This is a genomic window from Streptomyces sp. NPDC002867 (genome assembly GCF_053591895.1).
Genome location: NZ_JBSFUR010000003.1, coordinates 137,680 through 164,405, shown reverse-complemented (window position 1 = coordinate 164,405; position 26,726 = coordinate 137,680). Strand labels below are relative to the sequence as shown.

The following is a 26,726-nucleotide window of genomic DNA, read 5'->3' as shown; positions in this document are numbered from 1 at the left end:
AAGACCGAAGTGGACATGTTGTGGAGCGGCTGGGGCGACCCGGCCAAGGCGGCCCCGCTGCCCGGCACGGTGATCGGACTGCTGCGCGATCTGCTCGGCGTCACGCCCCGCGAGACCGGCCCCGCGTCGCTCGACGCCATCGAGGTGCCGGCCTCCCCGCTCCCGGACGGCGCCCGCGAGGCGCTGGCCGCCTGCGTCGGCGGCGACGCGTACGTGCGCCAGGACGCCGAGAGCCGTATCCGGCACACCCGGGGCAAGTCCACCCCCGACCTCCTGCGCATCCGCGCCGGCGAGGCCGGCGACACACCGGCCGCGGTCCTGCTGCCGGGGAGCCACGACGAGGTGCTGGCCGTGCTGCGCGCTTGCGCCGAACACGGGCTGTCCGCCGTGCCGTTCGGCGGCGGCACCTCCGTCGTCGGCGGACTCGCACCCGAGGCCAAGCGGCCGTTCGTCGCGCTCGACCTGCGCCGGCTCGACGGGCTCGTGGCCCTCGACGACGTATCCCGCACCGCCACCGTCCAGCCGGGCCTGCGCGGCCCGCAGTGCGAGGCGCTGCTCAACGAGCGGGGCTGGACCCTCGGCCACTTCCCGCAGTCGTTCGAGTGGGCCACCGTCGGCGGCTTCGCCGCGGCGCGCTCCAGCGGCCAGGCGTCGGCCGGATACGGCCGCTTCGACGAGATGGTCCTCGGCCTGACGCTCGCCACTCCGGAGGGCACGCTGGAGACAGGCCGTGCGCCCCGCTCGGCGGCCGGCCCGGACCTGCGGCAGCTGGTCCTCGGCTCCGAGGGCGCGTTCGGCGTGATCACCGCGGTGACGGTCCGCATCCGGCCCCTGCCGCAGAAGCGCGTCTACGAGGGCTGGCGCTTCGCCACGTTCGAGGCGGGAGCGGCCGCCCTGCGCCGGCTCGCGCAGGACGGACCGCGGCCCACCGTGCTGCGCCTTTCGGACGAGACCGAGACGTTCATCGGCCTGGCCCAGCCGGACGCCATCGGCACCGCCGAGGCCCCGCAGGGGGCGGGCTGCATGGCGATCGCCGGCTACGAGGGCACCGAGGAGGACACCGCGGCGCGGCGCGCGGCGGCCCGGGAGGTCCTGCTCGCCTGCGGCGGCGAGTTCGCCGGCGAGGAGCCGGGCGAGCGCTGGGAGCACGGCCGGTACAACGCCCCGTACCTGCGCGACGCGCTGCTGGACGCCGGGGCGTTCGCCGAGACGCTGGAGACGGCCGCGTTCTGGTCCGCCGTGCCCGGGCTGTACGCGGCGGTGCGCCAGGCCCTCACCGGCACGTTGACCGAGGCGGGCACACCGCCGCTGGTCATGTGCCACATCTCGCACGTGTACGAGAACGGCGCCTCGCTCTACTTCACCGTCGTCTCGGCACAGGGTGACGATCCGGTCGCCCACTGGGAGCGGGCGAAGCGGGCGGCCAACGACGCGATCCTGGCGGCGGGCGGCACCATCAGCCACCACCACGGAGTGGGCACCGACCACCGCGACTGGTACACCTCGGAGATCGGGCCGGTGGGCGTCCGCATGCTCCAGGCCGTCAAGGCCGAGATCGACCCGGCCGGAGTCCTCAGCCCCGGCGTCCTCATCCCCGTCCGCTGACCCGTTCCCGCCGTCCGGAGGCGCCATCCATGCGACAGTTCACCGCCGTCGTCAACCCGACCGCAGGCGGTTCCAGCGGTACGGCCGCCCTGCTTCCCCTGGCCCGGCTCCTGCGGGAGGCGGGCGCGCGGCTCGACACCCTGTACAGCCGCAGCCTCGACCACGCCCGGGAACTCGCCCGGCAGGCCGGTGCGCAGGGCCACGTGGTCCTCGCCGTCGGCGGTGACGGGATGGCGGGCTGCGTCGGAGGGGCGCTCAGCGGCACGGACACCGTGTTCGGTCTGGTCCCGGCCGGCCGCGGCAACGACTTCGCCCGCGCCCTGGGCCTGCCCACCGACGCCCCGCGGCTCGCGGAGGTGCTGCTGCGGGGCGAGGTCCGGGCCGTGGACACCATCGAGGTCGAATCGGCCGTGCACGCCGGGATCTCCGTCCTGGGCAGCGTGTACGCCGGGGTCGACGCCGTCGCCAACCGGCACGCCAACACCTCCCGGCTGCTGCGCGGAGCGGCGTCGTACTACGCGGGCGGGCTGCGGGCGGTCATGGCCTGGCGGCCCGCCTCGTACCGGATCACGATCGACGGAGTCGTGCACGAGCGCCGCGGCTACACGGTGGTGGCGGCCAACTCCGGCTTCTACGGCTTCGGAAGAGAGATCGCGCCGGGTGCTCGGCTGGACGACGGCGTGCTGGACGTGGTGGTGGTCCAGGACGCCCCGAAGCGGTTGTTCTTCACGATGATGAACGAGCTGAGGACCGGGGCGCACGTGGCGCGGCCCCAGGTGGAGATCCTGCGGGGCAAGGAGATTCGCATCGAGGCGGACCGCCCGGTCCCGTACGGCGCGGACGGGGAGGTCGACGCGGTGCTGCCGGTGACGGCGAGGGTGCAGCCGGGAGCGCTCCGCATCCTGTGCTGAAACCAGGCCTGCCGCGCCAGTAGCGATCAAGCGGGAACAGTGTGACGTTGGATGCATGAGCTGGGCATCCTGGACTACTCCTGGCGTGTACTCGGGCCGTGGCGGCGTGCTCACCGAGGAGGTCGGTGTCGTCTCGGGCGACCTCACCGTGCACACCACCTGGGTCGACGGCGAGGCGTCCGTGACCGTGCAGTACACCGGCGCGGCCGACTGGTTCACGGTGTCGGGAAGTCCGGCGCCGTGCCCGTCGGAGGCCGCGAGCCGCGACCTGCACGACGCGGTGATCGCGGCGGTGCGCGGTCCCACGACCGCGACGGTGCCCGCCGTGCCGCAGGCGTCGCCCGGGGTCGGCGGCTGACGCGGCCGGTGGTGGGGTGACGCGGTGTCCGGTCGGGCACCGTGGAGGACGGCGCGGACGCGGCAGGGCAGCGCACGCCGTCACCGGTGATCGTCGCGGGCTCCGGTGCGGCGCACCACGCGCAGGAGGTACTTGCGGCGGTCCAGCGGGTCGTGGTCGGAGCGGGGCCGGCGGGGAGGCGGGCCCTGGAGCGGGCGGTAGCGGGCGAAAGAGCTCTCCAGCACGCCCTCGCCGCTGGTCAGCCGCGGCAGTTGGCGCTCCACGCCGTGCACGGACGCGGCGGGCAGTTCGCCCTCGATCACGTACGAGGAGCCCTTGAGGGCCGACGTCCGCGGGACGGCGCGCAGCCGCGTCAGCACGGGCAGCACGGCGCCGAACACGTCCGCGGGGATCTCCAGGCGGAAGTCGTGCATCGGCTCGTGGACCTCGGTGCCCGCCTGCCGGAGCGCGCTCATCAGGACCAGCGGCGTGAGGTTGCGGAAGTCACCGGCCGTGCTGGACATGCTCTTGTCGAAGACGGCGTGGGCATGGCTCTGGCGCGGCGCGTAGCCCGAGTGCGTCAGGGTCAGGACGCAGTCCGGGATCTCCCAGCCGTAAAGCCCCTGGCGCAGGGTCTGCCTGGCCGTCTCCTCGACAGCCTTGACGAACGCGTACGGCATCGAGCCCAGTTCGACCTCCAGCCTGAACTCCACGCCCGAGCCCGCGGGCGCCGGTTCGGCCCGCAGACCGACCGTGGCGAGGAAGGGATTCGGGTCGACGTCCAGGAACTCCGCGGCGGCGCCCGTCCCGACGAGGCGTTCCACATGGATCGTCGTCGTCTCGCGGAAGTCGACGTCGATGCCGAAGTCGTCGGCCAGGGTGGCCTGGACGACCTCCTTCTGCACCTCGCCGTAGAGCGACAACGAGATCTCCTGGCGCAGTTCGTCCCGGCGCAGGCCGATCAGCGGATCCTGCTCGGCGAGCTGGGTGAGGGCGGCGTGCAGAGCGCCCCGGTCGCCGGGCCGGCGGGCGACGACGATCGTCTCCAGGATGGGAGGGGCGAAATGGCGGCCGGCGGCCCGCGCCGGTGCCTCCGCGCCGACGCTGTCACCGACGCGGATCGCCCCGAGCCCTCGCAGCCTGCCGATCTGTCCGGCCGAGACGGCCTCGCGGTTCACGGCCGCACCGTGCTCGAACACGCTGATCCCGGTGACCTTCCCGGCGTGCGAGCCGCTGCCGAAGGGCAGCTTGTCCCGGACGCGTACGGTGCCGGAGAACATGCGGACGTACGCCGTCTTCTCCCCGGCCGGGCCGCGCTCGACCTTGAACACGGTGCCGCAGACGGGGCCTTCGGCGTCCGCGGGCGCGGTCGGCAGCAGTTCGGTGAGCGCGCCGATCAGGGCGTCGGTCCCGGCGCCGGTGATCGCCGATCCGAAGAGGACGGGATGCACGAGCCCGCGGCGGGTCTGCGTGGCGAGTTCCCCGCGGAGCCGGGCCTCGGGCAGTTCCTCGGCGGCGCCGTCGACGTAGGCGGCGAGGAGGGCGTCGTCGTGCTCGGCGAGCAGGGCGGTCAGCTCGGAGCGGAAGGCGGGGCCGGTACGCGGCCGGCTGACCGCGCCGGGGGTGCCGAGCGCCTCGGTGGCGCTGATCGCGATGTGGGCCGGCGTCAGCTTCTCGCCGATCGCGCGCAGCAGACTCCCGTAGCGGGCGCCGCGGCGGTCGATCTTGTTGACGAAGAGGAGCGTCGGGATGCGCAGACGCTGGAGTGTGCGCATCAGGACGCGGGTCTGCGCCTGGACGCCTTCGACGGCGGAGACCACGAGCACCGCGCCGTCGAGGACGCCGAGGGCCCGCTCGACCTCGGCGATGAAGTCGGGGTGACCGGGGGTGTCGATCAGGTTGACCGTGACGTCGTCGACGTCGAAGGAGGCGACGGCGGCCTTGATGGTGATGCCGCGCAGCCGCTCCAGATCCAGTGAGTCGGTCCGCGTGCTTCCGTCGTCGACGCTGCCGAGTTCGTCGATGACGTGCGTGGCGTGGAGCAGCCGTTCGGTCAGGCTTGTCTTGCCGGCGTCAACATGCGCCAGGATTCCCAGGTTCAGCGTGTGCACGAAGTGTCATGTCCTTGAGATGGGGGGCGTTTCCTTCCGAGAGGGACATGAGAGTTCCGCGCATGAGTCAGTGCTCCTGGGTGAGTCGGTCGTCGGGCCCTTCGCTCGGGCCCTTCGCTCGGGCCCGTGCAGTGCAGCAGACGCGTGTCGGAGCGGACAACCGAATAAATACCGGAGCGTCACCTGCCCGGCGCACACGGGGAACCGTTCCACCCCGGCTGACGTGGGGCTTCCGTAGTGGGGGAAACGCCTGCCGGGCGGACCGACTGGAGGACCGAGGGTGACGGACACACCGAGAGGAGCGTCGACCGAGGCTTTCGCACGGCGGCTGCACGAGCTGCGCGGAGGGTCGGGGCGCACGTACGGGGCGTTGGCACGGCGCGTGGGTGTCGGCACGGCGACGCTGCACCGCTACTGCTCGGGGCAGACGGTCCCGTTGGACTTCGCACCGGTGGAACGGCTGGCGCGGCTGTGCGGTTGCGGACGTGACGAACTGGCGGAGCTGCACCGGCTGTGGGTCCTGGCGGACGCGGACCGCGGGGTACGCCGGGAGGCCGGCGCAACAGAGCCGGAGGCCACCGCCGTCCCCGCTGCGTCCACGGCCGGCGCCGCTCCCGGCGAGCAGGAGGCCCCGGAGGTGCCACGGCCCGCCGGGCCGGCGCGAGTGCCACGGCGCTCCCGTCGCCCCGTCCTCGTCGTCGCGTCCGCCGCAGCGCTCTTCCTGCTCGCCGTGCTCACCGTGCTGGTCGGCTTCCGCGACCTCAGCCCCGGCTCCGGCGGTGACGCCCCGACGGCCCACCGCGGGCCGGGCGGGGAACCGGCCGTCTCCCCGCCGTCGGCCCGCCCCCGTACCTCCCCGCCCGGTCCGCCGTCGGCCACGGAGTCCGGGACCGCAGGTCCGCGTCCTCGCTCCGGCGACGCGAGCGGTCGGCCCGGCGCGGCGGCTCCCGGGCGCACCGGGGGTGCGCCCACCACCGGGACGCCGTTCGCCTGGACCGTCGACGACCATGTCTGGCGCAACGGCTGCGACCACGCGTATCTGCTGGACCGCGACCCCGCCGCCGTGCCGCCGCCGCCCGTGCAGGCCGACGCGGCGTCATGGGCCGCGTCCCTGGGCGGGCTTCACGGGGGCGAGACGCAGGTGCGCATCACGGTGCGGGGCAGGGGCGCCGAAGCCGTGGTGCTGGAGTCGTTGCACGTGCGCGTGGTGGAACGCCGGACCCCGCCCGAGCAGGGCGTGTTCCGCACGAGTTCCGGATGCGGAGGGGCGCTGACGCCGCGTCTGTTCGACGTCGACCTCGACGCGTCCCGCCCCGTGGCGCGCCCGGTGCCCGGCAACGACTCCGGGGAGCCGATTCCGGCCGTGTCGTTCCCGTACACCGTCTCCTCCTCCGATCCGGAGTCGCTGCTCGTCAGCGGCCGTACGGCCGGGTGCGACTGCGACTGGTACCTGGAACTGCGGTGGAGCAGCGGTGAACGCGGCGGCACGGTACGGATCGACGACGGCGGCAGGCCGTTCCGTACGAGCGGCGTGCGGGGACGCCCCGTCCACGACTACGACTACGGGCTGGGCCGTTGGGTGGTGGCGTCCGGCGACGACTCGGGCTGAGCCGGGGGCGGCTAGGCCCGCCGGGAGCGGGCAGGCCACCGGTTTTTGCGGAGTCGGCAAGCTTCTTTGCCCCCGACTCGGCACGGGCGGAGTATCGCCCGTGAAACGGAGGTACGAGGCATGACGGCTTTCGCAGAAGAGACAGGGACCGCTGGGTCTTCCGGCACGGCACAGCGCGACGACGAGGAGCACACACCGGTGGTCGAGAGCGATGCGGGAGGCGCGGAGTTCTGGGACGCCCGCTACAGCGGGAGCGAGCGGGTCTGGAGCGGCAATCCGAACACCGCGCTCGTCCGTGAAGTCGCCGGTCTGCGGCCCGGCACCGCGCTCGACCTGGGATGCGGCGAGGGCGCCGACACGATCTGGCTCGCGCAGCGCGGCTGGCGGGTGACGGCGACCGACATCTCCGCCGTCGCGCTGGAACGCGCGGCCCGCCACGCCGAGGAGGCGGGGGTCGCCGACGCCGTCGAGTGGCGGCGGGCGGACCTCTCCGTGTCGTTCCCGGACGGGGAGTTCGACCTGGTCTCGGCCCACTACCTGCACTCCCCCGGCGATCTGCCGCGCGAGGAGATCCTGCGCAGGGCGGCCTCGGCGGTCGCTCCCGGAGGCGTCCTGCTGATCGTCGGACACGCGGGGCCCGCCCCCTGGGAGCCCACCGCGCACGAGGGGGTGCCGCTGCCGACGCCACAGGAGGTCCTCGACGCGCTGGACCTGCCAGCGGGCGGCTGGGAGGTGCAGCGCTGCGAGGAGTTCGAGCGCGCGCAGAACGACCCCGAGGGCCGGCCCGCCACGCGGACCGACAACGTGCTGAGGGTCCGGCGTCTGCCCGCCTGACCGCCGGCGTCCCCGGGCCCGGACCGCTCGGTCCGGGCCCGGCGCGGCTATCCCATCAGGAACGCCGCGCCGGTGGCCGCGCCGAGTGCCGCTCCGGCCGCGGTCTGCGCGGTCGTGTGGTAACCGAGGGCGACGCGCGACCAGCACACGGCGAGGGCCATCGGGCAGGCGGCCAGCCACCACGGCGAGTGGACGGCGGTCGTCAGCGCCACGACCGCGGAGGCGACCGCCGAGTCCACGCTGATCTTCCAGACGGTGTTCACGGTCAGCAGGACGACGGTCATGGCCCACAGGGCGATCATGGCGACGAGCACGCCCCTGGGCGCGCCGCCCAGGACCATCACCACGGAGCCGGTCCCGATCGAACCGAGGATGACCAGGAAGACGGGCGCACGCTGGGTGCGGTCCACGACGTGCCGGTCGCCCCAGGTGCCGCGCCTGCGCTCCCATTCGATGTAGGCGGCGGGGACGATCCCCGCGCACAGCGCCCCGAGGAGGCCCCACAGGACGCCGGTCCAGTGGCCGCCCGCCGCGGCCAGGCCGATGCCGGTCATACCTGCGAGCAGGACGTTGCGGGGCTGGAGGACGTCCGTGACGCGGCGGGCCGCGTCGGCGGTGTTCTGCGTGGCGCCGGCGCACACGAGTTCCTTCGCGGGTGCGGGACAGGGTGCGGCTGTCCCGTACGGGAGGCGGCCGGTGCACGGGCCGCGCTGCTGACCGCGTGATCGTAAGCCCCACCGGCCGGGGCCTCGGCCCCGGGCCCGGGCCGGTGTCTCAGGCCAGTACCTCGGCGGCCACGCGCAGGTCGGCGACGAGCCCCTTGTACGCCGTTTCCCGGTCGTCCGCCCGCAGGACCGCCGAGGGATGGACGGTGGCGATGACGCAGCCCTCCGCAGCGGCGCGCTCGGGCGGCATCCCCTGCTCACCGGACACGTCGACCTGCCCCAGCCCGTCCCAGGGCGGCATGGGCAGCAGCAGGCCGCGCTGCTCGCTCACCCGGAACGTGCCGCCGAGCAGAGCCTTGCCCGCGGTCGCGCCGAGGGCCATCACGAGGTCGGGGTCCACCACGCGCAGTTCGGCGGCGAGCCAGGGGCGGCACGCGGTCATCTCCCGCAGGCTGGGAGTCTTGTGTATCCGGCGCTTGCCGCGCTGTGCGGGCTCGAACTTGAAGTGCTTGACCGCGTTCGTGAAGTACGCCGTCCTCTCGTCGATGCCCACTTCCCCCAGGGCCTTGCGCAGCAACCTGCCCGCCGGTCCGACGAACGGCTCCCCCAGCCGGTCCTCCTGGTCGCCCGGCTGTTCTCCCACGATCACGACCCTGGCCGAAGAGGTCCCCGCGCCGAACACGGTCCCGGTCGCGTTGCGGAAAAGGGGGCAGCCCTCGCAGCCGGCGGCGGCTCGCCGCAGCGTCGGCAGACCGCCGCGCCGCGGCACGAACGGCCCGGCGTCGTAGCCCTCCCCCAGCCGCTGCTCTTCACTGGTGGTCACCGCTCTCGCCTCCCGCCGTGCGGGGCTCGTGGTCCTTGTCGCCCGGTTACCCCCGCGGGCCCGCCGTACTCGCGCGGGCACCCGGTACCGGCAGGCGGCGCGGATCCCGGCGAGCGATCCGAATCCAGGCTGTTGATCCGGGCGATTACGGGCACTCGCCCCGTATGAAGAGCAACAGCCCAGACCCCGATCCACGCACCACCCCAGGTCTCGAACCCGGAGGCGGCGTGCCCCCGGGCGAGACCCCGCCCGCGGAGACGAGCGCCGGCTCCGGCACCGGGCCGCGGGAAGACCTCACACGCGGCTGGACGAAGGGACCGCTGTTCATCATCGGCATCGTGGTGGTCCTGTGCGCGGCGTTCTTCCTCGCGTTCGCGCTCGCCATGATGCTGTGAAGGCATGACCTGCAGCGGGACCTCCGAAGACCCGCGTATACGTCCGAGAACCCCGGGCCCCGAACGACGGCGCCCGGGACCGGCCGAGAAGGGAGTGCGCCATGTCCGAAGGCACCGAACAGGGCGACCGGGCCCGGGACGACGAGGCCCGCGGCGACGACGTGTACCAGCCCACGCACTCGGACGCGCAGAACCGTCCGAGCGACGAGCTCGACATGCAGAACGTGATCGGCGAGCGCGACCTGGACGACATGATGGCCGAGGGCTACTCCCCGCCGGAGCGCCCCCTCGCCGTCGGCCGGTACGGCACCACGGGCGAGGAGCAGCAGGCCGGAGAGACGCTGGACCAGCGGCTCGCCCAGGAGACGCCGGACGTGGCTCCGCCCGAGGGCAACGGCATCGGCGACCAGGTGGGCGGCGACGGTGAACCGGTGGACGAACTGGCCGGTGAGGAACGGGCCGGACGGCTGGCTCCCGCCGAGGATCCCTCGCCGCGCAGGCCCAGCGACGTGGTCGCCCGTGACGTCGGGATCGACGGCGGTGCGGCCTCCGCCGAGGAGGCGGCCATGCACATCATGTCCGACGACCGGCTGGGCGCCGACGAGGAACCGGGTGCCGGTGAGGAGCCGGGAACCGGGCGGGAGTGAGGCACACTCATGCGTTTCCGTGATCGCAGGGCGGCCGGACGGGAACTGGCGGTGCTGCTGGTCGAGAGACTGCGGGAGGAGCGGCTGCGCGCCCCCTTCGTCCTGGCGCTGCCGCGCGGCGGGGTGCCGGTGGCGGACGAGATCGCCCGGGCGCTCGGCGCACCGCTCGACGTCGTCGTGGCCCGCAAGATCGGTGCGCCGTTCAATCCCGAGCTCGGGGTCGGTGCGCTGGCGGGCGAGGACCCCCCGCTGTACGACGCGCGGACCATGGCCATGCTCGATCTGACCGCCGACCGCCTCGGCGCGCAGGTCGCGGCGGAGCGCACGGAGCTGCACCGGCGCGAGGATCTCTACCGGGGCAAGCGGCCCGCACCCGCCCTGCACAACCGCACGGCCGTCGTCGTCGACGACGGACTGGCCACGGGCGTGACCGCGCGGGCCGCGGTGCGCGCCGTGCGGGGCATGGACCCCGCGGAGATCGTGCTCGCGGTGCCGGTCTGCGCGAAGGAGCCCGCCGCCGTGCTCAGGGCCGAGGTCGACGACCTCGTGTGCCTGTACACGCCGGAGTCGTTCCATTCGGTCGGCCAGTGGTACGAGGACTTCGGTCAGGTACGCGACGAGGAAGTGATCGGCATCCTGCGGGCCGCGGCGTCCGCGGGTCCGCCCGCGTCCGCACGGTGACGGCCGGAGCGACGAGGCCGGCGGCCGCCCGCCCCCGGCCGATGTCGGCGGAGGGGTTTTTCGCGGCGTGAGCAGGCGCTCATGAAACGCCAGAGGAGGCGCTCATGAAACGAACGGACCGCATCGCCGAGCCCTGGGGCACCCGCACGCCCTACGACCGCGGCGGTACCTGGCCGGTGCGGGTCGACTCGTACCTCGCCGAGGGGATCGGCGCCGACGACGTGGAGCGCTGGGTGCCCAGCGCCTCGGTGATGCACTCCAACGGCGACGCCCTGTACCTCGCCGTCCGCGAGGGCGAGATCGTGGGCGTGCGCGGCCGGCCCGACGACCGGGTCAACCACGGGCGGCTCGATGCCAAGGACCTCTTCGGCTGGCAGGCGAACGCCTCACGGGACCGGCTGACCCGCCCGCTGGTGCGGGAGGGCGGCGAGCTGGTGGAGAGCGACTGGGACACGGCGATGTCGCGTGTCGTCGCGCGCACCCGCCGGCTCATGGACGAACAGGGCGCCTCGTCCATCGGGTTCTACACCAGCGGGCAGCTCTTCCTGGAGGAGTACTACGCGCTCTCCCTGATCGCCCGCGGCGGGATCGGCACCAACCACCTGGACGGCAACACCCGGTTGTGCACGGCGACGGCGGCCGAGGCGCTGAAGTCGTCGTTCGGCTGCGACGGCCAGCCCGGCTCGTACACGGACATCGACCACGCGGACGTGATCGCGCTGTTCGGACACAACATGGCCGAGAGCCAGGCCGTCCTGTGGAGCCGGGTCCTCGACCGGCTGGCCGGGCCGCATCCGCCCGCGCTGGTCTGCGTCGATCCCCGGGAGACCCCGGTCGCGCGGGCGGCGACGGTCCACCTGGCGCCGAAGCCGGGCACCAATGTCGCCCTGATGAACGCCCTGCTCCATGTGATCGTGCGGACGGGCCGGATCGACCGCGACTACATCGACGCGCACGTGGTCGGCTTCGACGAACTCCAGCGGTGCGTCGCGGAGTATCCCCCCGAGCGGGCGGCCGAGATCTGCGGGGTACCGGCCGACGACATCCGGCGTGCCGCACAACTGCTGGGCGGTGCGGAGCGGCTGATGTCCACCGTTCTGCAGGGGTTCTACCAGTCCCACCAGGCGACCGCCGCCGCGATCCAGGTCAACAACCTGCATCTGATCCGCGGCATGCTCGGGCGGCGCGGCTGCGGGGTGCTGCAGATGAACGGCCAGCCGACGGCCCAGAACACCCGTGAGTGCGGCGCCGACGGCGACCTGCCCGGTTTCCGCAACTGGAACAACGACGAGCACGTCGCCGAGCTGGCCCGGATATGGAACGTCGCACCGGAGCGCATCCCCCACTACGGCCCGCCCACGCACGCCATGCAGATCATGCGTTACGTGGAGGACGGCTCGATCCGCATGCTGTGGGTGTCGGGCACCAATCCGGCGGTGTCCCTGCCCGAACTGCACCGCATCCGCAGGGTGCTGGGCCGCAGGCGGCTGTTCCTGGTGGTGCAGGACATCTTCCTGACCGAGACGGCCCAGCTGGCGGACGTCGTGCTGCCGGCCGCCGCGTGGGGCGAGAAAACGGGCACCTTCACCAACGCCGACCGTACGGTGCATCTGTCCGAGAAGGCGGTCGATCCGCCCGGCGACGCGCGCTCCGACCTGGACATCTTCCTCGACTACGCCGCCCGCCTGGATCTGCGGGACAAGGACGGCGGGCCCCTGATCCCCTGGGACGGTCCCGAGTCGGTGTTCGCAGCATGGCAGGAGTGCAGCCGGGGGCGGCCGTGCGACTACACGGGCATCACCTACGACCGGCTGCGCGAGCACGGCGGCATCCAGTGGCCGTGCGACGACGAGCGTCCCGACGGCACCGAACGGCTCTACGCCGACGGCCGGTTCTTCAGCGACCCCGCGTCCTGCGAGAGCTACGGCCGGGATCTCGTCACCGGCGCCCCGCTGGAGGAGCCCGAGTACCGCGCGCTCAATCCGTCCGGCAAGGCCATGGTCAAGGCGGCCGAGTACCTGCCGCCGCACGAGCAGACCTCGGACGGCTATCCGCTCGTCCTGACGACGGGCCGGACCCTGTACCACTTCCACACCCGCACCAAGACCGCCCGCACGCCCCAACTCCAGGCGGCCGCGCCCAAGATGTGGATCGAGCTGTCCCGGCACGACGCGGAGGCCGCCGGTGTCGCCGAGGGCGACCTCGTGGAGGCGACGACCCCGCGCGGCAGTGTCCGGGCCACGGCGCGGATCACGGCGATCCGGGACGGGGTGCTGTTCCTGCCCTTCCACTACGGCTACTGGGACGACGGCAACGGGCACGGCGCCGGCCGGCCGCCACGGGCTGCGAACGAACTCACCCCGACCGACTGGGACCCGGTGTCCAAACAGCCGCTGTTCAAGACGGCCGCGGCCAGGATCCGGCGCATCGGCGCGGGCAACGGTGCGCAGACCGTTCCGACGAACACCGCCTCCGCCCCGGTGACCGAGGGCATCGCGCCCACCCGCGGCGGGCCCGCGGCCGAGGCGGAGGAGGCAAGCCCTCCCGCCGGCGACGACGACCAGGAGGCCACGCCATGAGGATCGGACTGCTGCTGCGCGAACTGCACCACGGCGAGAACGCCCTGGCGCACCATCTGATGGTGGTCTCCGAACGGCACCGCACGGACTATGAGGTCTCCTACATGGCCCGTGACCTGGCGGGCTGGTCGCACCGGCACATACGGGCACTGGCCGAGACGGCCCCGGCGTACGGCGCCCGGCTCGATCCGGCCGGGCGGGGTGAGATCTCGTCGGTGGCGAGGATACGGGAGCGGGCGAGCGAACTGGCGGGCCGCCACGGGCAGGCCGAGCTGCTGATGCTGCGCGACCTGCGGAAGGTGTGCACGGAGGCGACGGGGGTCGCCGCCGACTGGGAGATGCTCGCCCAGGCGGCGCAGGCGCTCGACGACCAGGATCTGCTGCGGCTCGCCGCCACATGCCGCCCGGACACACTGCGCCAGGCGCGCTGGGCTCAGGCGAAGCTGAAGGAGGCGAGTCCGCAGATTCTGCTGGCGTAGGCCGGACGCCGTCAGGCCGGCGGGAACGGCACGCCGTGTTCGGCGGCCGGCCTCGGCCCGAAGATGCGCCGCTCCTCCTCGGTGATGGCGACGTCGTTGATGCTCGCCTCCCGGCGCGCCATCAGACCGGCGGCGTCGAACTCCCACAGTTCGGTTCCGTAGGACCGCCACCACTGGCCGTCGGCGTCACGGCTCTCGTACTGGAAGCGGACGGCGATCCGGTTGCCGTCGTACGCCCACAGCTCCTTGCGCAACGCGTAGTCACGTTCGCGGTCCCACTTCTGTGTCAGCAGCTCGGTGATGGCCGCGCGTCCGGTGACGAAGACGTCCCGGTTGCGCCAGACCGAGTCCTGTGTGTAGGCGAGCGCGACGCGGTGCGGGTCGCGGGTGTTCCAGGCGTCCTCGGCCGCCTGGACCTTCATGGCCGCGGTCAAGGCGGTGAAGGGCGGCAGCGGGGGGCGGGTGGTCATGGTTCCTCCATCGGGCACGGCGCCGTGCGAGCAGGCGCCCCACATGTGGAGAACGAGCGTTCCCCCTCGGCGCTGCTACCGTAGAGAACGATGGTTCTCGGGTCAAGGAGGGGCAGTAGTCATGGACAGTGCGACGGCCAGGAAGCAGGCGCTGGACGCGGCCGAGGAGCTGTTCTACTCCCGGGGCGTACAGGCGGTCGGCATGGACGCGATCCGCACGGCCTCCGGCGTCTCCCTCAAGCGCCTCTACCAGCTCTTCCCCAACAAGGAACAGCTCGTCGACGCCTACCTGGAGCGTCGCGACCTCCGCTGGCGGGAAGGGCTCGCCTTGCACGTCGAGCGCTCGGCGGACCCGCGGGAGCGGATCCTGGCGGTCTTCGACTGGCTGTACGCATGGTTCCGCGAGCCCGGCTTCCGCGGCTGCGCCTGGATCAACGGCTACGGGGAACTCGGCGCGACGTCACCCTCGGTCGCCGCCCGGGCCAAGGAGCACAAGCAGGCGTTCAAGGACTACCTGACGGGCCTGGTGAGCGATGCAGGCCTGCCGGGCGACACCGCGGAACATCTGCGGCTGCTCGCCGAGGGCGCGATGGCGACCGCCGGGATCACCGGTGACCCGGACGCCGCCCTGCACGCCCGGCAGGCCGCGGCACGCCTCGTCACCGAGCGGGAGTGACGAAGCACTCCGTACCATGACACGACCGCCCACAACGACCTCCCCAACAGGCCCTGCGGCGGCCCCTGCACACGGAGTTGTGCGAAGACCTTGGTCACAACCAGCCCGGTTGGCATGCTTGAGCGACCCGCGACAGCCGCGTGAACGCGGGCGCTTCACTCCACTCCGCGCGGTTCGCCCACCTTGTGCGGGAGGTGTAGAAAGAGCATATGGCCGGACGCTACGGCCGCCCGCGCTCGGTTCTTCGGATGCGAACTGTCGCAGGTCAGGTCTTTCTCCTGCAGGTGGCGATCGTGGTGTTGCTCGTCGCCGCGGCCATGGCGGCTCTCGTGCTCCAGTCCCGCGCCGACAGTGAACGGGAGGCCCGCAACCGGTCCGTCGCCGTGGCCGAAACCTTCGCGAACGCGCCCGGCACCGCCGAGGCCCTCACCGGCCCGGATCCGACCGCCGTGCTCCAGCCGCGGGCCGAGGAGGCCCGCAAACGCTCGGAGGTCGACTTCATCGTCGTCCTCGACACCGAGGGCATCCGCTACACGCACCCCTTCACCGACCGCATCGGCAAGAGATTCGTCGGCAACTTCGCTCCGGCCCTGGCCGGGGATGTCGTCACCGAGAAGATCACCGGGACGATCGGCCCGCTCGTCCAGGCCGTCGTCCCGATCAGGGCGAGTGACGGCAAGGTCGTCGGCATGGTGTCCGCGGGGATCACCATCGCGCGCGTCAGCGGCGTCGTGGAGGACCAGTTCCCCCTTCTGTTCGGCTCCGCGGCGGGGGTCCTGATGCTTACGACCGGCGGCACCGCCCTGGTCACCCGCAGACTGCGCCGCCAGACCCACGGCCTGGGGCCCGCCGAGATGACCCGGATGTACGAACACCACGACGCCGTCCTGCACGCCGTCCGCGAGGGGGTCGTCATCGTGGGCGGGGACGGCCGGCTGCTGCTGGCCAACGACGAGGCACGCCGCCTGCTCGGCCTGCCGGCCGACGTGGACGGCTCCCCGGTCGGCGACCTCGGTCTCGAGCCGCGCACCGCGCGTCTCCTGACGTCCGGCCGCATCGCCACCGACGAGGTCGTCCCGGTCGGCGACCGGCTGCTCGCCGTCAACCAGCGCTCGACGGACCAGGCCGGCGGGCCGCCGGGCACGGTCGCGACGTTCAGGGACACCACGGAACTCCAGGCGCTGACGGGGCGGGTCGATGTGGCCCGGGGCCGGCTGAAGCTGCTGTACGACGCGGGCACGGAGATCGGCACGACGCTCGACGTGGTGCGCACCTGCGAGGAGTTGTGCGAGTTCGCCGCCGCCCGGTTCGCCGATTTCGCCACCGTCGACCTGGTGGAGGCCGTGCTGCGCGGCGAGGAGCCGACTGCCACCGGCGTGGACGTGGACATGCGGCGCACGGCGTTCAGTGGCCCCGACGACACGGCTCTGTACCCGCTCGGTCATGCGATCCGCTTCCTGCCCACGACGCCGCTGGGTTCGGGACTCGGCAAGGGCGACGCGGTCCTGGAGACGGATCTGTCCGCCTTCACCGGCTGGCAGCGCCAGGACCCGGTGCGGGCGCCGCAACTGGTCGACTACGGGATGCACTCGATGATCGCGGTGCCGCTTCGGGCGCGGGGTGTGGTGCTGGGGGTCGCGATGTTCTGGCGGGCCGGGACGCCGGAGCCGTTCGAGGAGGAGGACCTGTCGCTCGCGGAGGAGCTGGTGGCGCGTGCCGCGGTGAGCGTCGACAACGCACGCCGCTACTCGCGCGAGCACACCATGGCGGTGACGCTGCAGCGCAGCCTGCTCCCCCGGGGCCTGCCGGAACAGACCGCGCTGGACATGGCCTACCGCTACCGGCCGGCACAGGCCGGGCTCGGTGGCCTCGGCGGAGTGGGCGGCGACTGGTTCGACATCATCCCGCTGCCGGGAGCGCGCGTGGCGCTCGTGGTGGGGGACGTGGTCGGGCACGGACTGCACGCGGCGGCGACGATGGGGCGGCTGCGCACCGCGGTGCACAACTTCTCCAGCCTGGACCTGCCGCCGGACGAACTGCTGTGGCACCTCGACGAACTGGTGGCCCGTATCGACCAGGACGAGACGGACGACGGTGTGGACGCCTCGGTCACCGGGGCAACCTGCATCTACGCGATCTACGACCCCGTCTCCGGGAACTGCAGCATCGCGCGGGCCGGCCATCTCCAGCCCGCGATCGTCCTCCCGGACGGAACGGCCGAGTTCGCCGACGTGCCGGGCGGTCCGCCGCTGGGACTGGGCGGCATGCCGTTCGAGACCCTGGAACTGCGGCTGCCCGAGGGCAGCCGGCTGGTCCTCTACACCGACGGGCTCGTCGAGGACCGCGAGCGCGAGATCGACGAGGGCCTCGAGCTGCTGCGCCGCACCCTGGACCACGACGGCGGCCGGACACCCGAGGAGACCTGCGAGGCGGTCCTCGCGGCGCTGGTTCCGGAGCGCCCCCGCGACGACATCGCGCTGCTCGTGGGGCGTACCCGCGTCCTGACGTCGGACCGGGTGGCCCAGTGGGACGTGCCACCGGACCCCGCCGCGGTACGGGAGGCCCGGGCCGCGGTGTCGCGGAAGCTGGCCGAATGGGACCTCGGCGAGGAGGTCTTCACCACGGAACTGATCCTCAGTGAGCTGGTGACCAACGCGATCCGCTACGCCGACGGACCCATCCAGGTACGGCTGATCCGGGACCGCAGCCTCATCTGCGAGGTGGCGGACCACAGCAGCACCTCGCCCCATCTGCGGCAGGCGGCGATCACGGACGAGGGGGGCCGGGGGCTGTTTCTCGTGGCCCAGTTCGCGAAGCGCTGGGGTACGCGGTACACCGCGGACGGCAAGGTGATCTGGACGGAGCAGCCCCTCTCGCCGGGCGTGCCCGCACTCGTCGACCGCGACTGAACCGGCGGCCGCCGCCTCGACGGCCTCGAAGAAGCGGGTGGTGTACGCCTGCGGCGCGCGCGCCGCAGGCGTTCCTCGCGGCCCCAACGGCCCCTTTGGCTCCAGCCGTTCAGCTCGTCCTGGCGATGTAGTAGACGTTCAGCGGATCGCCTTCGACGAACCGCACGTCGACGGACCGGAAGCCGGCATCGGCCAGCATGCGTTCGGCCGTCTCCTGTCCCCAGACCGTGCCCAGGCCCGCTCCGCCGGTGCTGAGCGAGGTCGTCATGCAGTAGAAGACGCTGAAGCCGAAGAGCGCGGGCCCGAACGGATGGCCGACGTTCTTCTCCAGCCTGCTGGAGGCGGCGATGTCCGCCATGAGGAACGTGCCGCCCTCGCGCAGCGACTTCGCGATCACCGCCAGCGTGCGGGCGGGCTTGGCCAGATCGTGGATCACGTCGAACGCGGTGATCAGGTCGTACTGCCCGGTGACCTCCGTCGAGTCGCCGAGGACGAACTCCACGTTCCCGAGCCCCCGCTCGGCGGCCTCGGCCCGTCCGGCGGCGAGGCCGGCCTCGGACTGGTCGAGGCCGTGGAACCTGCTCGCCGGGAACGCCTGGGCCATCACGACCGGCGCGTGCCCCTGCCCGGTGCCCACGTCGAGCGCGTCGATCCCGGAGCTCAGCCGGTCGGTGAGGCCGGGAACGAGCGGGAGGATGGTGTCGACGAGGCCGTGGTCGTAGACGCGGGCGGTCTCCTCCGCCTGGAGGGCCTGGAAGCGCGGGTACGCCGAGTACGGCACGCCGCCGCCCTCGCGGAAGGAGCGCACGACCTGCTGCTCGACCTCGCCCATCAGGGCGATGTACTGCATCATGACGGCGAGGTTGTCCGGTCCGGCCGCGCTGACCAGCGAGGCCGCGTGCTCGGGCGGCAGCCGGTACGTGTGCCCGCCGGGGTCGTACTCGACGAAGCCCCCCACGACCATGCCGCCGAGCCATTCGCGCACGTACCGCTCGTCGAGGCCCGCCGCCTCGGCGATCTCGTCGCTGGTCGAGGGAGGCAGCCCCGCCAGGGTGTCGAAGAGCCCCGTCTGGTGACCGACGCCGGCCAGGAGCGCGAGGGCGCCCTTGTTCAGCACATCGACCACTTCCGCGGCGAACGCCTCCTGCTTCGCCGGGTCCGTCACAGGCTGTGTCTCGGTGCTCGGCATGGCCGCTCCCTTCCACCGGGCCTGACTGCTGCGCGCCGGCGGGACCGGCCCGCTTTTTGTCACACTACGCCCGGATCATGACGTCGGCCCTTACGGAACGGGAACGACAGCGACCCCCGCTCCCTGGTACGGGAGCGCTCCCATCCTGCACAGTCCGTCCTCGGAACGGCGGCCGGTGATCATAAGGTGACGGCGTGGACAGACATGTGACCTTCGAACGGCTGCACAACTTCCGGGACTTGGGCGGCTATCGGGCCGCCGACGGCCGAACCGTCAAGTGGCGCCTGCTCTACCGCTCCGACTCGCTCGGCAAGTTGGCGGACGCGGACCGCGAACGCTTCCGCTCCCTGGGCATACGCACCGTGATCGATCTGCGCTACCCGTGGGAGATCGAAGCCAAGGGCCGCGTCCCGCACGGCGATGTCGGCGCCTACCACAACCTGAGCGTGGAGCACCGGCCCTACGACCAGGCGGACATCTCCCCCGAGGTGGACCCGTGGCGCTACCTGGCCGACCGGTTCGCCGAAGTCGCCCTCGACGGCACGGACGAACTGCGCCGGGCACTGGAGATCATCGCCGACGACGAGGGCCCGCTCGTCTTCCACTGCGCCTCCGGCAAGGACCGCACGGGGCTGCTCGCCGCCGTGCTGCTCGGGCTGCTGGGCGTCGGCGACGACGACATCGCGGCGGACTTCGCGCTCACCGAGCTGGCCACCGGGCGGCTGATCGCGGACTGGCGGGCCGCCCACCCGGGGCGGGAGCTGCACTGGCCCGGTTACGGCCGGGCTCCCGAGGACGTCATCCGGCTGTTCCTCGCGGATCTGACCGGCACGTACGGCTCACTGCGCTCCTACGTCACCGGACACGTCGGCCTCGAGGAGGAGGTGATCACGCGGCTGCGCGAGCGGCTCCTGGAGTGATCCGGGCCGCGCACGTGGTCACTCCACCGTGAACAGCAGCTCCGGCCGGTCCCACAGCACCGCCGGGGGCGCGGCCGGCACCGTGCCCGTCCGGCGGGCGCCCACACTCAGGTAGAAGCCCTCGGCGGGCGGATGGGACACCACGCGGACGGATCCGACGCCGGCCTCGCGGGCCCGGTCCTTCATGTGGGCGACGAGCAGCCGCCCGATACCGAGGCCCTGCGCGTCGTCGGCGACGAACATCAGGTCCAGCTCGGGCGGCGACAGGACGAGGGCGTAGAAGCCGAGCAGCCGGCCCTCGTCGCCGACCGCGAGATGCACGCCGTGCGACTCGATGTAGTCGGGGCCGACGCGATATCCGGCCACCATGGCCGAGTAATGGCCCTTGTAGGCACGGGAACCGCGCACCATACGGGTCAGCCGCCCGGCGTCCCGCGCGGTCGCCCGGACGATCCGTACCGCCTCGCGGCGCCGCCTGCCGCCCGGAGCGCGAGCCGTGACGGTAAGGGGCTCATTCATAGGACGAGTATGACACGCCCCTGGCAGCCCCTCGGGCTCACGTGTCGAGGAACCCGGCGACCATCGCGGCGAACTCGTCCGGCGTGGCGATCCGGGTGCCGAGCTGCTCGGCCTTGTCCCGCTTGGAGCCCGCGCCTTCCCCGGCGACCAGGAGCGAGGTGCGCCGGGAGACACTGGAGGACGACTTGCATCCCGCGCGCTCGACGAGCTCGTTCATCTGGTTGCGCGACAGCTTCTCCAGGGGGCCCGTCATCGCGCCGGTGACGACGACCGTCATCCCCTCCAGGGGCCCTGCCTCCGCGGCGGCGCCGAGGTCCGCGCCGTCGCTCTCGCCGCTCCCCGCGTCCGCCTCAGCCCGTCCGGTGGGCGGGGTCGCGCCGGGCTCGGTCATGTTGACGCCGGCGGCGGTGAGCCGGTCGATCAGCAGGGCCAGCTCGGCGAGTTCGGCGACGACAGTGCGCGCCTTCTCCACGCCGATGCCCTCGACCTGCTGCAGAGCGTCGGCGTCCGCGGCCCGTATCTGCTCCATCGTCGCGAAGTGGCGGGCTATGCGCCGGGACATGGAGCGGCCCGTGCCCCGCACACCCAGGGCACAGAACACCCGTGACAGAGGGCGGGACTTCGCCGTCGCGATGGCCGCGAGCAGATTGTCGGTGCTGGTCTCGCCCATGCGGTCAAGCTCCAGCAGCTGGTCCCGGGTGAGCGAGAAGAGGTCCGCGAAGTCCGTGACGAGACCGGCGTCGACGAGCTGGACGACGCGGGTGCCGCCGAGTCCCTCGATGTCGAGCTGGTCGCGCCCGGCGGCGTAGGAGACGGAGGCGACGACCCGGCAGTTCCTGCCGCGCACGCACCGCCAGCGCTGCTCGGACGTGTCGATGTCCGCCCCGCACTGCGGGCAGACCTCGGGGAACGTGATGGCCTGCTCGTCCCCGGTGCGCAGGTGGGCGACGGGCGCTTCGATGCGGGGGATGATGTCGCCCGCCTTGTAGACCATGACGCGGTCGCCGATGCGCAGATCACGCCGGGTGATGTCGGCGGGGTTGTGCAGGGTCGCGTATGTGACGGTGGAGCCGTCGATCTCCACCGGCTCCAGCACGGCGCGGGGCGCGATGATGCCGGTGCGGCCGACGTTCCACTCGACGCCGAGCAGCGTGGTCACCTTCTCCACCGCGGGCAGCTTGTACGCGACGGCCCAGCGGGGCGCCCGTGATCCGGAGCCCGCGGCGGCCTGGTCGGCCGCGCGGTCCGCCTTGACGACGATGCCGTCGATGCCGAAGGGCAGGTCCGGACGCGCCGCGGCGATTTCCTCGATACGGGCCTGGATCTCCTCGGTCGTCCTCAGCGTCCGCGGCGCGACCACGGTGCCGGCGGCGGTGTGCACGCCGAGGTCCGCGACGTAGCCCATGATCCGGCTGTGCGACCACTCCGCCAGGCGGCCCGCGGACTCCGGTCCTGTGGCGGGCAGTGCCAGGGCCCCGTAGCCGAAGAACGTCATCTCCACCGTGTACGGGCGGTCCTTGGCGCGCAGGGTCCCCGCCGCGCCGTTGCGCGGGTTGGCGAAGGGCGCTCCGCCGTGCTCCGTACGGGCCGTGTTGGCCTGCTCGAACTGGTCGTTCGTCATGAGGACCTCGCCGCGGATCTCCAGCGTCACGGCTTCGGTGAGCCGGTCGGGGAGGCCGACGACGGTGCCGATCGCGTGCGAGACGTCCTCACCGGCGGTGCCGTCACCTCGGGTGACGAGCCGGATGAGCCTGCCCTCCTCGTACCGCGCGGCGACGGCGAGGCCGTCGAGCTTGGGCTCGACGCTCCACTCCTCGACGGGCCTGCCGATTCGCCGCTCGACCGATGCCGTCCAGGCCACGAGCTGCTCGGCCGAGAACACGTTGTCCAGGGACAGCATGGGAACCGTGTGCGGCACATCGCCGGTGACCGCTCCGCCCGCGACCTTGCCGGTCGGAGAGCCGGCCGCGATCTCGTCGGGGTGACCGGCCTCCCAGGCCGCGATGCCGCGCACCAGGCGGTCGTACGCGTCGTCGTCGAGGGTGGACTCCCCCGTCCCGTAGTACGCGGCGGCGGCCTTGGCCGCTGTCTCGACCGCTTCGGCGTACGCCGCGGCATCGGCGATGGCCGCGGCGGGAGCGGCATCGGCGATGATCGCGGCGGGAGCGGTACCGGCGGCAGGAACAGCGGAAACGGCAGGTGATGTCGTCATGCCTCACATACTGCCGCCCACCACTGACAACGCCCGCGGCCCGGCGCCGGGGGCCCGGCGGACGTGCAGATGCCCGTCCTCGGGGAAGGGCGGCCGGGCCGGAAGAGTCGACTCGTAGAGGAATCGGCATTTCTCCGCCACCCGGCAGGACGCGGTGTTGTCGGCCTGTGCAGCAGCTCCGGTCGGCTCAGGCCCTCGGGCCCGAACGTGCGGAAGGCCCAGTCCGTCAGCGCCTCGAGCGCCGTGGGCGCGACGCCCCGTCCTCGGGCGGCCGGCGCGGTTCAGTACCCGACTTCGGCGGCAGGCGCGCCGGCCTCCGGGCGCCTGAGCGCGACATTCGCGACGAGCCGCCCTTCGGTCCCGCCGGACAGTTCCTCGAACGCGGCGAATCCGAGACACCTACCGGTCTCCCAGCCGCGCCGCCGCACGTCGAGCCGGCGGAACCCGTCCTCGACGCTGTTCACCGGAACTCGGTGTAGAGCCGAAGGAGTTCGTCCCCCCGGTACACCTCCACGAGGGCGGTGACGTCCTCTTCGCGCCAGGGCCGCAGCACGAGCGGCGCCGCGGTCGCTGTGGCACCGGCCCGCAGAACCACGCTCATCGTGTCCCCTTCCTCTTCCCGGTCGCCGCTCGGCGTCGCACGCCGCGACCGCTTCCGGCCACGGGCATATGCCATGACCACGCGAGGCGGCTTCCGTCACACGCATCACATCAGCCACGGATACCGCGTGCCCATGCGGGTACGCTGCAACAGGAGCCGTCCGAACAGGAGGACGAAGGACCGGAAAGCCGCTGGCATATGCCAAAAGCACCACCGGATCGAGTGTTGCCAAATGGCTTACGGCCTGTCGCCGCCTGTGCAACAGTCGTATCCGGTCCCTGTATCAGTCCTGGCTTGTGGCCGCGCCTGTATCGGAGTTCGACATGCCGTCCCATGTGTTCGCGGACCGTCCCGCCCAGCCGCCCGAGCGTGGCGCCGTCGACGCCCTCATCACCCGCACCCGCAGACTGCGCGGCGACGTGGACGCGGTGCGCCAGGACACGGTGGGCGCCGACGACGACCCGCAGGGACGATGGCAGCGCGCGCTCTACGATCTCGCCGTCCATCACCTGGACGACCTGGGCGCGCACCTGGACCAGCTCAAGGAGGGTCTGCCGCCCACGACGGCCGATGCGTTCGCCGACGAGCTCGCCGAGTACGAGGCGGACAGCGCGGCCGGGAGCGGCTCGCTGCTCAGCCGGGTCGGCAGCGCGGAGTGGAACCTGCTGACCGACGAGGTGAGCTGGTCCGACGAGCTGTACCAGATCCTCGGCCGCGACCCCGCGGCCGGACCCATGTCCCTGGACGAGCTGCCCTCGGTCGTGTTCGCCGAGGACCAGCCGCTTCTCACGGCGATGGTGACGGACTGCCTGGTCGACGGCCGGCCCATCGACGGCGAGTTCCGCATGGTGCGGCCCGACGGGCGCGTCCGCACGGTGCACATGATGGGCGAGCCGGTCCTCGACGCCGACGGCTCGACGGCCTCCATGTGGGCCGTCCTCCGCGACGTCAGCGAACTGCGGCGCAGCCAGCGGGCGGTGCGTGAGACCCGGGACTCGCTGCAACGGCGCCGGCACATCGAGCGGACCGAGCGCCGGCTCGCCGTCGAGATGCAGGAGGCCGTGCTGCCGTCGTGGCGCGGCCCGCTCCAGTTCCCGTCCGGCAGCCCCACGTCCTTGGACATCGCCGCGCACTACCTTCCCTCGCCCGACGGCGCCCTCATCGGCGGCGAATGGTACGACGCGCTGCAACTGCCCGACGGAGCGTCGCTGTTGGGCGTCGGCGACCTCACCGGTCACGGAGTGGCGGCGACGTCGTCAATGGCCATGCTGCTGGGGGCGCTGCGGGGCATGGCCGTGGCGGGCGTCCGCCCGGGACAGCTCATGGCCCATCTGAACCGGCTGCTGGACACCTCCACCCAGTCCGCTCTGGGCAGCGCGGTGTGCTGCCGCTACGACCCCGCCACTCGCGTGGTGACCTGGGCACAGGCCGGACGCCCCACCCCGCTGCTGTTCCGCGACGGGACGGGGCGCGCGCTGTCGAGGCTCGACGGGGTGCTGCTGGGAGCCACCAGCGGTGCGTCGTACGAGCAGGGCGAACTGACCCTGCAGCCGGGCGACATGCTGGTCCTGCACACCGACGGGCTGACGCGTACGAGCTCGGGACCCCAGCACGCCGAGGTTGCGGCGGACCGGCTGACGGCACTGGCAGCACGGCTCACCGGGACGCGTGACGCACAGGAAGGCGTCAGGGTCGTGGTGGAGGAATTCGGTCAGGGCGAGCGCCAAGGCGACGCCTGTGTGCTGGTGGCGAAGGTGAACGCGTAGGACGGGCGAGGTGGATGCCTCCTGGGCCGGCCGCCTTTCCGGAGACGTCGCACCCGCAGTCAGGGGCGGAGGCTTCGGCACAACCGCCGTCGGCCACGAGCGCCGTCACGCAGGAAGGCTTCCGCACTCCCGCCGTCGGGCCCGCTGGTTGCCAGCTCCTGCCGTGTCAGATCCGCGTGCTTCTGCGCTTCGTCGACGGGGCGGCGGGAAGCGCCACTTGGATCTCCTCGCGCAGGTCCTCGATCTTCGCATAGCCCGCGTACTGCCCGGTGAGCCGGTACATCTCGCGCAGCCGGTCCCACGTCCGGTGCGAGGAGGTCTCCCCCATCGACACCAGCGCGAGCCTGGCGTAACGGTCGGCCTGCTCCGGGTCGTCGGCGATGAAGCACGCCGATGCCAGCGAGATGTAGTCGAAGATCTTGGAGCGCTGACGCCCGCCCTCGCGCAGCTGGAGCGCCTGCTTGGCGTGCCGCTGGGCGATGCTCGCGGCCGACGGGTCGTGCTCGGCCAGCGTGCGGTACGCGAGCGCCTGCATGCCGTGCATGTCCGCCTCGTCGAACATCTGCATCCAACTCGGCGGCGGCACATCGGACTTGTCGGAGACGAAGAGCTCCTCGGCCTCACCGAGGGTGCGGCGCATGGCCTGCCCGCGCCCCATGGACGCCTGCGCCCACGCCTCGATGGTGTGCAGCATGGCCTGGGTACGGGGCAGGGTCTGCTCCCCCGAGCCCGCCTTGGCGAGCTTCATCAGGTCCAGGGCGTCGTCGGGCCGGCCCAGGTGCACCATCTGGCGGGCGGCACGGGACAGTGCTTCGCCGGCGCGGGGGCGGTCGCCGCCCTCGCGCGCCGCGTGCGCGGCGATGACGAAGTACTTCTGGGCGGTGGGCTCCAGGCCGATGTCGTGGGACATCCAGCCCGCGAGGACGGCGAGATTGGCGGCGACGCCCCACAGGCGCCGCTGGAGGTGGTCGGGGTGGCGGTAGGCGAGCATGCCGCCCACCTCGTTCAGCTGGCCCACGACCGCCTTGCGCTGCAGTCCGCCGCCGCGGGCGGCGTCCCAGGCGCGGAACACTTCGACAGAGCGCTCCAGTGCGTCGATCTCCTGCGACCCGATGGGGGCGGCCTCGTAGCGGTCGTACCCAACGGGGTCGGCGTGCAGCGGATCGTAGGTGAAGGCGGGATTCTGGGAGGTGCCGGGTTCGGTCTTGAGCCAGTCGTGCATGGCGCTGCTGAGTGCTGAGCCCGCGGCGAGTGCCGCGCCGGCGCCCACCAGGCCGCGTCGGTTGAGCATGAGGTCCATTCCCGTGAATTCGGTGAGGACCGCAGCCGTACGGTCGGGCGCCCACGGCAGACCGTCAGGGTTGTCAGTGCCCTGGACGTCCCGCCGCTTCCCCGCTCGCCCGCTCCGTACGAACCCGAGGTCCTCGATGGTCACGACACGACCGAGTCGCTCGGTGAACAGGGCCGCCAGCACCTTCGGCACGGGATCGCGCGGGGACTCGCCCATGTCGATCCAGCGCCGTACGCGCGAGGTGTCGGTCGCCAGCTGGGGGTGGCCCATGGCCGCCGCCTGCCGGTTCACGAGTCTCGCGAGTTCGCCCTTGGACCAGCCGGCCAGGCCGAACAGGTCGCTCAGGCGGGTGTTGGGTTCTCCGCTCACGTCAAGCCCCCAGGTTCTCGGCTGAGTTGACAGTAACCCGCTGTCATGGGGCCGGCGACCATTCGCCAGGGTTCGCCAGGGTCCGCCAGATGGTGTGCCACCCGCGGCCCGGTGTCAGGTAGGAACGC

At 72.6% G+C, this 26,726-nt stretch carries 24 protein-coding genes; 14 read left to right on the top strand and 10 right to left on the bottom strand.

Annotated elements, in window-relative coordinates; all coding sequences use genetic code 11:
* Positions 1–9 precede the first annotated feature (9 nt).
* The 3 genes from ACWD0A_RS03855 to ACWD0A_RS03845 are packed head-to-tail and all read left to right on the top strand — an operon-like array spanning position 10 to position 2,874.
* A complete protein-coding gene (locus ACWD0A_RS03855) occupies positions 10–1,605 on the top strand; it encodes an FAD-binding oxidoreductase (protein WP_451294324.1) in 1,596 nt (531 codons plus the stop codon).
* Positions 1,606–1,634: 29 nt separating this feature from the next.
* Positions 1,635–2,516, top strand: coding sequence for a diacylglycerol/lipid kinase family protein (locus ACWD0A_RS03850; protein ID WP_451294322.1), 882 nt, complete (start codon positions 1,635–1,637; stop codon positions 2,514–2,516).
* Between the two features lie 55 nt (positions 2,517–2,571).
* Positions 2,572–2,874 carry a hypothetical protein gene (locus ACWD0A_RS03845; RefSeq protein WP_307717125.1) on the top strand — a complete coding sequence of 101 codons (303 nt, stop codon included), beginning with the start codon at positions 2,572–2,574 and terminating at the stop codon, positions 2,872–2,874.
* Positions 2,875–2,954: 80 nt separating this feature from the next.
* Here the strand turns inward: ACWD0A_RS03845 and ACWD0A_RS03840 are convergent, their stop codons facing one another.
* Positions 2,955–4,964: a GTP-binding protein gene (locus ACWD0A_RS03840; RefSeq protein WP_451294320.1), complete on the bottom strand. Its 2,010-nt coding sequence runs from the start codon at positions 4,962–4,964 to the stop codon at positions 2,955–2,957.
* Between the two features lie 280 nt (positions 4,965–5,244).
* On the opposite strand from ACWD0A_RS03840, the gene ACWD0A_RS03835 reads away from it, so the two are divergent.
* Both ACWD0A_RS03835 and ACWD0A_RS03830 read left to right on the top strand, forming a co-directional pair.
* Positions 5,245–6,573 carry a helix-turn-helix domain-containing protein gene (locus ACWD0A_RS03835; RefSeq protein WP_451294318.1) on the top strand — a complete coding sequence of 443 codons (1,329 nt, stop codon included), beginning with the start codon at positions 5,245–5,247 and terminating at the stop codon, positions 6,571–6,573.
* Positions 6,574–6,693: 120 nt separating this feature from the next.
* Positions 6,694–7,407, top strand: a complete 714-nt coding sequence (locus tag ACWD0A_RS03830) for a class I SAM-dependent methyltransferase (RefSeq protein WP_451294316.1) — start codon at positions 6,694–6,696, stop codon at positions 7,405–7,407.
* A 47-nt stretch (positions 7,408–7,454) separates the two neighbouring features.
* On the opposite strand, the gene ACWD0A_RS03825 is transcribed toward ACWD0A_RS03830, so the two are convergent.
* The gene (locus ACWD0A_RS03825; protein WP_451294583.1) at positions 7,455–7,961 is read right to left on the bottom strand and encodes a hypothetical protein; all 507 of its coding nucleotides are present in this window, start codon (positions 7,959–7,961) and stop codon (positions 7,455–7,457) included.
* Positions 7,962–8,181: 220 nt separating this feature from the next.
* Positions 8,182–8,895, bottom strand: coding sequence for a UdgX family uracil-DNA binding protein (locus tag ACWD0A_RS03820; RefSeq protein WP_451294314.1), 714 nt, complete (start codon positions 8,893–8,895; stop codon positions 8,182–8,184).
* Positions 8,896–9,059: 164 nt separating this feature from the next.
* On the opposite strand from ACWD0A_RS03820, the gene ACWD0A_RS03815 reads away from it, so the two are divergent.
* From ACWD0A_RS03815 to ACWD0A_RS03795, 5 genes are all read left to right on the top strand, one after another.
* On the top strand, positions 9,060–9,290 hold the full coding sequence (locus tag ACWD0A_RS03815; RefSeq protein WP_451294312.1) for a DUF6480 family protein: 231 nt from the start codon (positions 9,060–9,062) through the stop codon (positions 9,288–9,290).
* Positions 9,291–9,391: 101 nt separating this feature from the next.
* A complete protein-coding gene (locus tag ACWD0A_RS03810; RefSeq protein WP_451294310.1) occupies positions 9,392–9,937 on the top strand; it encodes a DUF5709 domain-containing protein in 546 nt (181 codons plus the stop codon).
* A 9-nt stretch (positions 9,938–9,946) separates the two neighbouring features.
* Positions 9,947–10,618, top strand: a complete 672-nt coding sequence (locus ACWD0A_RS03805) for a phosphoribosyltransferase (RefSeq protein WP_451294308.1) — start codon at positions 9,947–9,949, stop codon at positions 10,616–10,618.
* A gap of 104 nt (positions 10,619–10,722) precedes the next feature.
* Positions 10,723–13,197 (top strand): molybdopterin oxidoreductase family protein, encoded by a 2,475-nt coding sequence (locus ACWD0A_RS03800; RefSeq protein ID WP_451294306.1) that lies wholly within the window; start codon positions 10,723–10,725, stop codon positions 13,195–13,197.
* A complete protein-coding gene (locus ACWD0A_RS03795) occupies positions 13,194–13,676 on the top strand; it encodes a hypothetical protein (protein ID WP_451294304.1) in 483 nt (160 codons plus the stop codon). The genes ACWD0A_RS03800 and ACWD0A_RS03795 overlap by 4 nt, the downstream gene beginning before the upstream one ends.
* A gap of 11 nt (positions 13,677–13,687) precedes the next feature.
* On the opposite strand, the gene ACWD0A_RS03790 is transcribed toward ACWD0A_RS03795, so the two are convergent.
* Positions 13,688–14,146: a DUF1348 family protein gene (locus ACWD0A_RS03790; RefSeq protein WP_451294302.1), complete on the bottom strand. Its 459-nt coding sequence runs from the start codon at positions 14,144–14,146 to the stop codon at positions 13,688–13,690.
* A gap of 121 nt (positions 14,147–14,267) precedes the next feature.
* On the opposite strand from ACWD0A_RS03790, the gene ACWD0A_RS03785 reads away from it, so the two are divergent.
* Together ACWD0A_RS03785 and ACWD0A_RS03780 are read left to right on the top strand one after the other, a co-directional pair.
* Positions 14,268–14,822, top strand: a complete 555-nt coding sequence (locus ACWD0A_RS03785) for a TetR/AcrR family transcriptional regulator (RefSeq protein WP_451294300.1) — start codon at positions 14,268–14,270, stop codon at positions 14,820–14,822.
* A gap of 209 nt (positions 14,823–15,031) precedes the next feature.
* A complete protein-coding gene (locus ACWD0A_RS03780) occupies positions 15,032–17,731 on the top strand; it encodes a SpoIIE family protein phosphatase (protein WP_451294298.1) in 2,700 nt (899 codons plus the stop codon).
* A gap of 109 nt (positions 17,732–17,840) precedes the next feature.
* Here ACWD0A_RS03780 and ACWD0A_RS03775 read toward each other — a convergent pair whose 3' ends face one another.
* Entirely contained in the window at positions 17,841–18,920 is a 1,080-nt protein-coding gene (locus tag ACWD0A_RS03775; protein ID WP_451294296.1) for a class I SAM-dependent methyltransferase, read from the bottom strand.
* Between the two features lie 194 nt (positions 18,921–19,114).
* Here ACWD0A_RS03775 and ACWD0A_RS03770 point away from each other — a divergent pair, with 194 nt between their 5' ends.
* Complete coding sequence (locus tag ACWD0A_RS03770) at positions 19,115–19,840, top strand: tyrosine-protein phosphatase (RefSeq protein ID WP_451294294.1); 726 nt, start codon at positions 19,115–19,117, stop codon at positions 19,838–19,840.
* Positions 19,841–19,858: 18 nt separating this feature from the next.
* On the opposite strand, the gene ACWD0A_RS03765 is transcribed toward ACWD0A_RS03770, so the two are convergent.
* The 4 genes from ACWD0A_RS03765 to ACWD0A_RS03750 all read right to left on the bottom strand — a co-directional run bounded on the left by ACWD0A_RS03765 (position 19,859) and on the right by ACWD0A_RS03750 (position 23,172).
* Positions 19,859–20,359 (bottom strand): GNAT family N-acetyltransferase, encoded by a 501-nt coding sequence (locus ACWD0A_RS03765; RefSeq protein ID WP_451294292.1) that lies wholly within the window; start codon positions 20,357–20,359, stop codon positions 19,859–19,861.
* Between the two features lie 37 nt (positions 20,360–20,396).
* On the bottom strand, positions 20,397–22,571 hold the full coding sequence (gene ligA / locus ACWD0A_RS03760; protein ID WP_451294290.1) for an NAD-dependent DNA ligase LigA: 2,175 nt from the start codon (positions 22,569–22,571) through the stop codon (positions 20,397–20,399).
* A 281-nt stretch (positions 22,572–22,852) separates the two neighbouring features.
* On the bottom strand, positions 22,853–23,035 hold the full coding sequence (locus ACWD0A_RS03755) for a hypothetical protein (protein ID WP_451294288.1): 183 nt from the start codon (positions 23,033–23,035) through the stop codon (positions 22,853–22,855).
* Positions 23,032–23,172 (bottom strand): hypothetical protein, encoded by a 141-nt coding sequence (locus ACWD0A_RS03750; RefSeq protein ID WP_451294286.1) that lies wholly within the window; start codon positions 23,170–23,172, stop codon positions 23,032–23,034. The genes ACWD0A_RS03755 and ACWD0A_RS03750 overlap by 4 nt, the downstream gene beginning before the upstream one ends.
* A 323-nt stretch (positions 23,173–23,495) precedes the next feature.
* Here ACWD0A_RS03750 and ACWD0A_RS03745 point away from each other — a divergent pair, with 323 nt between their 5' ends.
* Positions 23,496–24,938 (top strand): PP2C family protein-serine/threonine phosphatase, encoded by a 1,443-nt coding sequence (locus ACWD0A_RS03745; protein WP_451294284.1) that lies wholly within the window; start codon positions 23,496–23,498, stop codon positions 24,936–24,938.
* A 166-nt stretch (positions 24,939–25,104) separates the two neighbouring features.
* On the opposite strand, the gene ACWD0A_RS03740 is transcribed toward ACWD0A_RS03745, so the two are convergent.
* On the bottom strand, positions 25,105–26,598 hold the full coding sequence (locus ACWD0A_RS03740) for a DNA-binding protein NsdB (RefSeq protein ID WP_451294282.1): 1,494 nt from the start codon (positions 26,596–26,598) through the stop codon (positions 25,105–25,107).
* Positions 26,599–26,726: the final 128 nt, after the last annotated feature.